The sequence below is a fragment of the Intestinimonas sp. UBA1698 genome (assembly GCF_002320075.1).
In the GTDB taxonomy this organism is placed as follows: domain Bacteria; phylum Bacillota; class Clostridia; order Oscillospirales; family Oscillospiraceae; genus Intestinimonas; species Intestinimonas massiliensis.
Window position 1 is genome coordinate 21,247 of record NZ_DCJO01000010.1, and the last position, 6,665, is coordinate 27,911.

The following is a 6,665-nucleotide window of genomic DNA, read 5'->3' on the forward strand; positions in this document are numbered from 1 at the left end:
CTTCTACTCGTAAACAAGCGCCCGCCGCGCGCGGCGGGCGCTTGTCAATGTTTCAATCAGGCCTCGGCGGGAGCTGCGGTCTCGTTGACCTTGGCAGCCTCGTCAGCGGCGGTATCCTCGCCCTGCTTGCCCTCCTGGATGGCGTTGGCCATGACGGAGGAGATCAGGCGGATGGCGCGGATGGCGTCGTCGTTGCCGGGGATAACGTAGTCGATCTCATCGGGGTCGCAGTTGGTATCCACGATGGCCACGATGGGGATATGGAGCTTGCGGGCCTCGTTGATGGCGTTGCGCTCCTTCCGGGGGTCCACCACAAACAGGGCTCCAGGCAGGCGCTTCATCTCGGTGACGCCGCCCAGATACTTCTCCAGCTTGGCGATCTCGCCCATGTGCTTGATGACTTCCTTCTTGGGCAGCATGTCGAAGGTACCGTCCTCCTGCATCTTCTTAAGCTGGTTCAGACGGTCCACACGGCCGCGCATGGTCTTGAAGTTGGTGAGCATGCCGCCCAGCCAGCGGGCGTTGACATAGTAGCCGCCGCAACGGGTGGCCTCTTCCTTGATGGCCTCCTGGGCCTGCTTCTTGGTGCCCACAAACAGCAGAGTCTGGCCGCTGGCGGACAGGTCACGGACAAAGTTATAGGCTTCCTCCAGCTTTTTCACGGTCTTCTGCAGGTCGATGATATAGATGCCGTTCCGCTCCGTGTAGATATAAGCGGACATTTTGGGGTTCCACCGACGGGTCTGGTGACCAAAGTGGACACCGGCTTCCAGAAGCTGTTTCATAGATACGACTGCCATTGATAAAGTTCCTCCTTTTAGTTGTTCCTCCACCCGTTCATCCGAAGACGCCAACCCCAATGGGGCACAGGACGCTTCGTCCAGCGGTGTGAGTCATACTGTGCTTTTACGCACAGCGGTGATATTTTACCATAGTATGCCCTGCAATGCAACACTTTTTTCCTTGACCGGAAGACTTTTTCCCGCCTTTATCCCAGCAGACCCCGTTTCTCGTCCAGCGCCGGCCGGCCGGCGGTCTGCTCAGCCTCCACCAGAATGATGTCCTCCCCGAAGCGACGCACGCATTCCCAGGGAAAGACGTAATCCTCCTCCCGGCCCAGCAGTCCGAAAAAGCGCAGCCGTCCCGGCACCACCAGCGCTTTGACCTTGCCGGTCTCCAGATCCAGCTCCACGTCCCCCACATATCCGAAGCGGCACCCATCGCTGATGTTGATGATTTCCTTGTCCCGCAGCTCAGCCATCCGGCTCTCCATACTGACACCCCATTTTCAAAGCGGTTCGTTTTGTGTATAATCATATACACAGTCTATGACCCTTTCCGCTTGTACTATGAGGTGTACCGTTTGAAAGATTTTTCCCGGACCGGAGCCCGGCTGTTTCGCATCACCGCGGCGGTCCTGCTGATTCTGTTCCTGCTGCTCTGGGGCGCTCAGACCCTGTTTGCCCATCGGAACCCCGTATTCACGCCCGATTACCCCATGGAGGACCTGACGGCGCTTCTGGCACAGGAACAGCTCTCCACCGCCGATTACGACACACTGTTTTTACAGACCGGCCTGGGGACGCCCGCCATCGACGCCCTGCTGGCCCAGGGGGCTCAGGGCCGGGAGCAGATCCTGGCCATCCAGCGGCAGTTCTTTGCCGCACCGGCCACCGTCTGCGCCGAGCTCTTCGGCCTGCTCGTCCGTGAAGACCGTCTGGCCCCGGACGAAAACGGCCAGCCGGTCTGGGGCCCTCCAATGCCCACGCTGGAGGACGGCGACGTGCTTTTGACCTATGCCACCCACTCCATGGGCTGGCGCCATGGCCACGCCGGTCTGGTCGTCGATGCAGCCGGGCAGAAGGTGCTGGAGGCCGTGGTCATCGGCAGCGATGCCGCGGTGACCAACCTCGGACACTGGCGGTCCTACTCCAACTATCTGGTCCTGCGCCTGCGGGAGAAATCGCCGGAACTCCAGTCTGAGCTGACCACCTGGGCGCTGGAGCACCTGGAGGGTGTCCCCTACCGCCTGTTCAGCGGTCTGTTAGGGCCGAAGGCGCCCGACCCCGGCCTTCCCGGCTTCGGGGTGCAATGCGCCCACTTGATCTGGTACGCCTTCCAGCAGTTCAGCTACGATGTGGACGCCGACGGCGGACGGTTGGTGACGGTGGACGACCTGGCCCGCTCTCCCCTGTTCGAGGTGGTGCAGCTCTATGGTCTGGACCCCCGGCAATGGATATGCTGAAAGGAGGCGCCCTTATGATTCCTGTCTTGCAGTCCCGCTGGCGGCTGGAGGGACAATATCTGATGAATTACGGTCTCCGGCAGCCGCTCCAGCCAGCACCGCAGCGGTCCTGGCAGACGGTGTCCATGCACCGGAAAGAGCAGTGTGAACAGCTCCCCGGAAGGGATCTCCGGCGGCACTGCCCGCGCCGCCGGCTGCGTCAGATCGGCGGTCTCCAGCCCGGGAAATGCCCTTTCCAGCCCCTTGGCCACCCATCTGCCGGTACCGGTAGGAGAAAAATACCACAGCATGTCCCCCTCACCTCTTCTCCGCTTTTTCCCCAGTATACGATTTCCCCACAAATATGTAAAGCCGCCCGGCGGGCGGCTGCATTCACAGGTTCTTTTTGATCTGATTGATGGCGTTTTTCTCCAACCGGGACACCTGAGCCTGGGAGATCCCCACCTCCGCCGACACCTCCATCTGAGTCTTGCCCTCAAAAAAGCGGAGGTTTAAAATGTGGCGCTCCCGCTCTGAGAGGTGGGAAATGGCCTCCTTCAGCGCAATCTGCTCCAGCCAGCTCTCGTCGGTGTTCTTGCTGTCTCTCACCTGGTCCATGACACAGATGGTGTCGCCTCCGTCGGAGTAGACCGGCTCATAGAGGGAGACCGGGTCCACGATGGCGTCCAGGGCAAAAACCACCTCCTCCCGCTTGATCTCCAGCATCTTGGCGATCTCCTCGATGGTGGGCTCCTTCTGGTGCTCGCTGATATACCTCTCCTTGGCCTGAAGGACCTTATAGGCCGTGTCCCGCATGGAACGGGACACCCGCAGCGAGCTGTTGTCCCGCAGGTAGCGCCGGATCTCCCCGATGATCATGGGCACACCGTAGGTGGAGAAGCGCACATCCAGGTCCACATTAAAATTGTCGATGGCCTTGATGAGGCCGATGCACCCCACCTGGAACAGGTCGTCCACGTTCTCCCCCCGGTTGGTGAACTTCTGGATGACCGACAGCACCAGCCGGAGGTTCCCGGCGATCAGCTCTTCCCGCGCCTTCATGTCGCCCTGCTTGGTCCTTTTCAGCAGCTCCGCCGTCTCTTCATTTTTCAACACCTTCAGCTTGGCTGTATTGACGCCGCAAATCTCCACCTTGCCCTGCACTTTGGATCTCCCTCCCGTGCTTTGATATCCGTATTTTTTCCTGAGAGGTGCGATTCATACGGTCTGGGCGGCGGGTATATTTTTTATCGTAGGACGGTTTTCGATGGACTTCTTTCCCTGGACAAGCTTGATGCCCCGTGATAGAATGTTTGTACGATTATGGGAGGTGGCGGAATGAATCGCTATCCATGGCTGGATGGCTACCTGATGGACCGGCCCGGCGCGGAGCAGGACTATAAGCTGGAGTGGCAGTGGCAGCGCTATCTGGTCCGGGGCAGGATGTTTGCGGCGGTCTGCACCCCCGGCGCGGAGCACAAGCTCCATGCGGGGCGCACCATGATTATCCTGAAATGTGACCCCCGTCTGGCCGAGGCCTTTCGGGCGCAGTACCCCGATGTGGTGCCCGGCTTTTACTCCGACAAGAAGACCTGGAACTCCGTCTATCTGGACGGACAGGTCCCTGACCAGATCCTGCGGGACATGTGCGACATGTCCTACGCGCTGGTAACGGCCAAGCTGACCAAAACCGTCCGGCGGGAACTGGGCCTGATTCCCTGAGCGGCCAAAAACGGAAGGCGCCGGTTTTCGGCGCCTTCCGTTTTTTACAGCATCCGCAGGATCTCACGCTTGAGACGGGAGATGATGCGCTTTTCCAGACGGGAAATATAGGACTGAGAGATCCCCAGCCGGTCGGCTACCTCCTTCTGCGTCCGCTCCGGCCGGCCGTCCAGCCCGAAACGCAGGGTGATGATGAGCCGTTCCCGGTCACTGAGCTTTTCCAGTGCGTCGGACAGGAGCTTGCGGTCCACATCCTCCTCGATGGGGCGCATCACCAGGTCGTTTTCGGTGCCCAGGATATCGGAGAGCAGCAGCTCGTTGCCGTCCCAGTCGGTGTTGAGCGGCTCATCGAAGGAGACCTCGCTTTTCAGGTTGGCGGTCTTGCGCAGGTGCATGAGGATCTCATTTTCAATGCAGCGGGAGGCGTAGGTGGCCAGCTTGATGTTCTTGGCCGGCTTGTAGGTCCCCACCGCCTTGATGAGTCCGATGGTGCCGATGGAGATGAGGTCCTCGATGCCCACGCCGGTGTTTTCAAAGCGGCGGGCGATATAGACCACCAGTCGCAGGTTCCGCTCGATGAGCTGGGAGCGTACCTCCTCGCTCCCCTCCTCCAGCCGGGCGATGAGCTCCGACTCCTCATCCCGGGTCAGGGGGGGCGGCAGGGTATCGCTCCCGCCGATATACATGATCTTTCCCGGCAGCATCAGGCCCAGCCGGGCCAGTAGTCTATGCGTGCGCACATACAGGCGCAGCGTCCAGCCCTTCATTCCATTCCCTCTACTTTCTGTCAGGTTTCTCCGATCAGGGCGCTGTAGCCGCCCCCGTCCGACACCGGATTGGGCGATAAGGCCACCAAGATGCCGCCGTAGTCCTCGGCTCCGACTCTGGCGTCGTCCAGCCGCAGGGCCAGCAGCATGCCACATTCCACGCCCACCGCCTGGTAGGGCAGCAGGCGAAACCGCCGGCCCCGCCCCCCTCTGGACAAGCGCTCCAGTGTGCCCACCGGGTCCCGCAGGGCCTTCTCGTCCAGAACCCGCTCCCCGGGCAGCAGAGGGCTCAGGCGGCTCCCCTCGGCCACCATCACCGGCCGCCCCGTCACCGGGTCGGTCAGGGTGTTGCCCGTATCCACCAGGGCGTTGACCGCCACCCGCCGTCCCTCCAGAATCAGAACAGCGGGTAAGACCTCCCGCCGCCCGTGGCGGGCCGTCCGCCGGAACACCAGGGTCAGCACCGCGTAGCACACCGCCGCGGACAGCAGCAGAATGCGCAGATCCATCACCGAGTAAAGGACGCCGTTCCGCAGAGTAAGTCCCCGGCCGCCCAGCAGGCCGATGGCAAAGATACCGCCGCCGAAGGCGCAGGACAGCCCAAAAAAGACCAGCGTCACCCGCAGCAGCCGGCGGCTGCCCCCGAACCCGGTCAGCAGCATCAGCACCGCCGCCCCCAGCTTACACAGGGGGTGGGTGAGAAAGCCCATGCCCGGGAAAAAGATCGCCGCGGCGTACAGGCCGCCCAGAGCCGCCCCGGCGGCCAGCCGGAGCCGCCGCAGCGGCTCCCCCGCCAGCTTTGCGGCCGCCAGAAGCAGCAGATAGTTGACGATTAAGTTGAGTAAAAACAGCGCGTCTATGTATACGACGGTCAAAGCCGCTCCTCCTCCGTGACCCGGAGCCGGTCCGGGGATCATACGCAGGTATTATTATACGGGCCCGACCGCTCAAAAAAGGTCAAACCGGGGCCGGTACAAAAAAGAAGCTGACAAGCACAAGTGCTTGTCAGCTTTCCAGGGTATTCCAGCAAAGTCCCGCCCGCTCAGAATCCACGGCTCCACTCGGGCCGTAGCTCCTGTTCCCCGGCCAGCGCCCGATCCAGCATGGCCAGAAATCGGTCCCGGTCCTCCGGCAGTCCACCCTTCAGCGGCAGGTAATTGGAGGCGTGGTTGCAGGTAAAGTGCAGCGGGTCCACCGTCAGATTTTCCAGCAGGAGCTTGGCCTCCAGCAGACTTTCCCGGGGCGTGATGGGGTGAAACCGCCCCGCCCGGTAATCCTGATAGAGCTCAGTCCCCGGGTCCAGAGTCAGAGTCAGCGCGGACAGATGCCGGGGCTTCATCTCGTTCATCATGGCGGCGGTGTCCAGCATATGGCGGCGGGAGGGCTCTCCCGTCCCAGCCAGCCCTAGAATGACCATCACCCACAGATCTATACCGGCCTCCCGGAGCCGCACGCCGGCTTCCAGCATCTGTGCGGCGTCTACGCCCTTTTTCACCTGCTTCAGCAGTGCGTCGCAGCCGGTCTCCACCCCCAAATAGGCCCGGGTGAGCCCGGCCTCCCGCAGGGTCCGCAGCTCCTCCGGCGTTTTGGCCAGGGTGCTGCGGGGTCCGGCGTAGGTAGTCACCCGCTGGAGCGAGGGGAAGGCGCGATGCAGCGCCTCCAGAATGGTCAGCAGCTCCTGCGTCCGCATGATGATGGCATCGCCGTCGCAGAGGAACACCCGCTCCACGTCGCCGTAATAAGCCTTGGCCATACGGATATCCTCCAGGATGTCCGCCATGGGCCGGATATGGAATTTTTTATCCAGGTACATCCCGCAGAAGGTGCAGGTATTGTTGGAGCAGCCTATGGTGGTCTGGAGCAAATAGCTTTTCCACTCGCCGGGCGGCCGGTAAATGTCGCCTTCATAACGCATCGGGTTTTATCCTTCCTTGTATTATAAAGTAGTAGTT

The 6,665-nt window shown here is 61.5% G+C and carries 8 protein-coding genes; 2 read left to right on the forward strand and 6 right to left on the reverse strand.

Features of this window, described 5'->3' with window-relative positions:
- Positions 1–56: 56 nt before the first annotated feature.
- Together rpsB and B3H64_RS02195 are read right to left on the reverse strand one after the other, a co-directional pair.
- Positions 57–800: a 30S ribosomal protein S2 gene (gene rpsB, locus B3H64_RS02190; protein ID WP_050618278.1), complete on the reverse strand. Its 744-nt coding sequence runs from the start codon at positions 798–800 to the stop codon at positions 57–59.
- 188 nt (positions 801–988) lie between these two features.
- Positions 989–1,273, reverse strand: a complete 285-nt coding sequence (locus tag B3H64_RS02195; protein ID WP_050618277.1) for a YlmC/YmxH family sporulation protein — start codon at positions 1,271–1,273, stop codon at positions 989–991.
- 90 nt (positions 1,274–1,363) lie between these two features.
- Here B3H64_RS02195 and B3H64_RS02200 point away from each other — a divergent pair, with 90 nt between their 5' ends.
- Complete coding sequence (locus B3H64_RS02200) at positions 1,364–2,245, forward strand: hypothetical protein (protein WP_286732584.1); 882 nt, start codon at positions 1,364–1,366, stop codon at positions 2,243–2,245.
- A gap of 372 nt (positions 2,246–2,617) precedes the next feature.
- Here the strand turns inward: B3H64_RS02200 and sigG are convergent, their stop codons facing one another.
- Positions 2,618–3,388, reverse strand: a complete 771-nt coding sequence (gene sigG / locus B3H64_RS02205; RefSeq protein WP_286732585.1) for an RNA polymerase sporulation sigma factor SigG — start codon at positions 3,386–3,388, stop codon at positions 2,618–2,620.
- Positions 3,389–3,562: 174 nt separating this feature from the next.
- Here sigG and B3H64_RS02210 point away from each other — a divergent pair, with 174 nt between their 5' ends.
- Positions 3,563–3,946 carry an MmcQ/YjbR family DNA-binding protein gene (locus B3H64_RS02210; RefSeq protein WP_238073259.1) on the forward strand — a complete coding sequence of 128 codons (384 nt, stop codon included), beginning with the start codon at positions 3,563–3,565 and terminating at the stop codon, positions 3,944–3,946.
- Positions 3,947–3,990: 44 nt separating this feature from the next.
- Here B3H64_RS02210 and sigE read toward each other — a convergent pair whose 3' ends face one another.
- The 3 genes from sigE to B3H64_RS02225 form a co-directional block, all read right to left on the reverse strand.
- Positions 3,991–4,713 carry an RNA polymerase sporulation sigma factor SigE gene (sigE, locus tag B3H64_RS02215; RefSeq protein ID WP_286732589.1) on the reverse strand — a complete coding sequence of 241 codons (723 nt, stop codon included), beginning with the start codon at positions 4,711–4,713 and terminating at the stop codon, positions 3,991–3,993.
- A gap of 20 nt (positions 4,714–4,733) precedes the next feature.
- Positions 4,734–5,588, reverse strand: a complete 855-nt coding sequence (locus B3H64_RS02220; RefSeq protein ID WP_286732590.1) for a sigma-E processing peptidase SpoIIGA — start codon at positions 5,586–5,588, stop codon at positions 4,734–4,736.
- A 167-nt stretch (positions 5,589–5,755) separates the two neighbouring features.
- Entirely contained in the window at positions 5,756–6,628 is an 873-nt protein-coding gene (locus B3H64_RS02225) for a B12-binding domain-containing radical SAM protein (protein WP_050618271.1), read from the reverse strand.
- Positions 6,629–6,665: the final 37 nt, after the last annotated feature.

What these genes read in the sequence shown, in the direction of transcription:
- rpsB (WP_050618278.1), bottom strand. Translation starts at nt 800, where the DNA reads ATGGCAGTCGTATCTATGAAACAGCTTCTGGAAGCCGGTGTCCACTTT.
- B3H64_RS02195 (WP_050618277.1), bottom strand. Translation starts at nt 1,273, where the DNA reads ATGGAGAGCCGGATGGCTGAGCTGCGGGACAAGGAAATCATCAACATC.
- B3H64_RS02210 (WP_238073259.1), top strand. Translation starts at nt 3,563, where the DNA reads ATGAATCGCTATCCATGGCTGGATGGCTACCTGATGGACCGGCCCGGC.
- sigE (WP_286732589.1), bottom strand. Translation starts at nt 4,713, where the DNA reads ATGAAGGGCTGGACGCTGCGCCTGTATGTGCGCACGCATAGACTACTG.
- B3H64_RS02225 (WP_050618271.1), bottom strand. Translation starts at nt 6,628, where the DNA reads ATGCGTTATGAAGGCGACATTTACCGGCCGCCCGGCGAGTGGAAAAGC.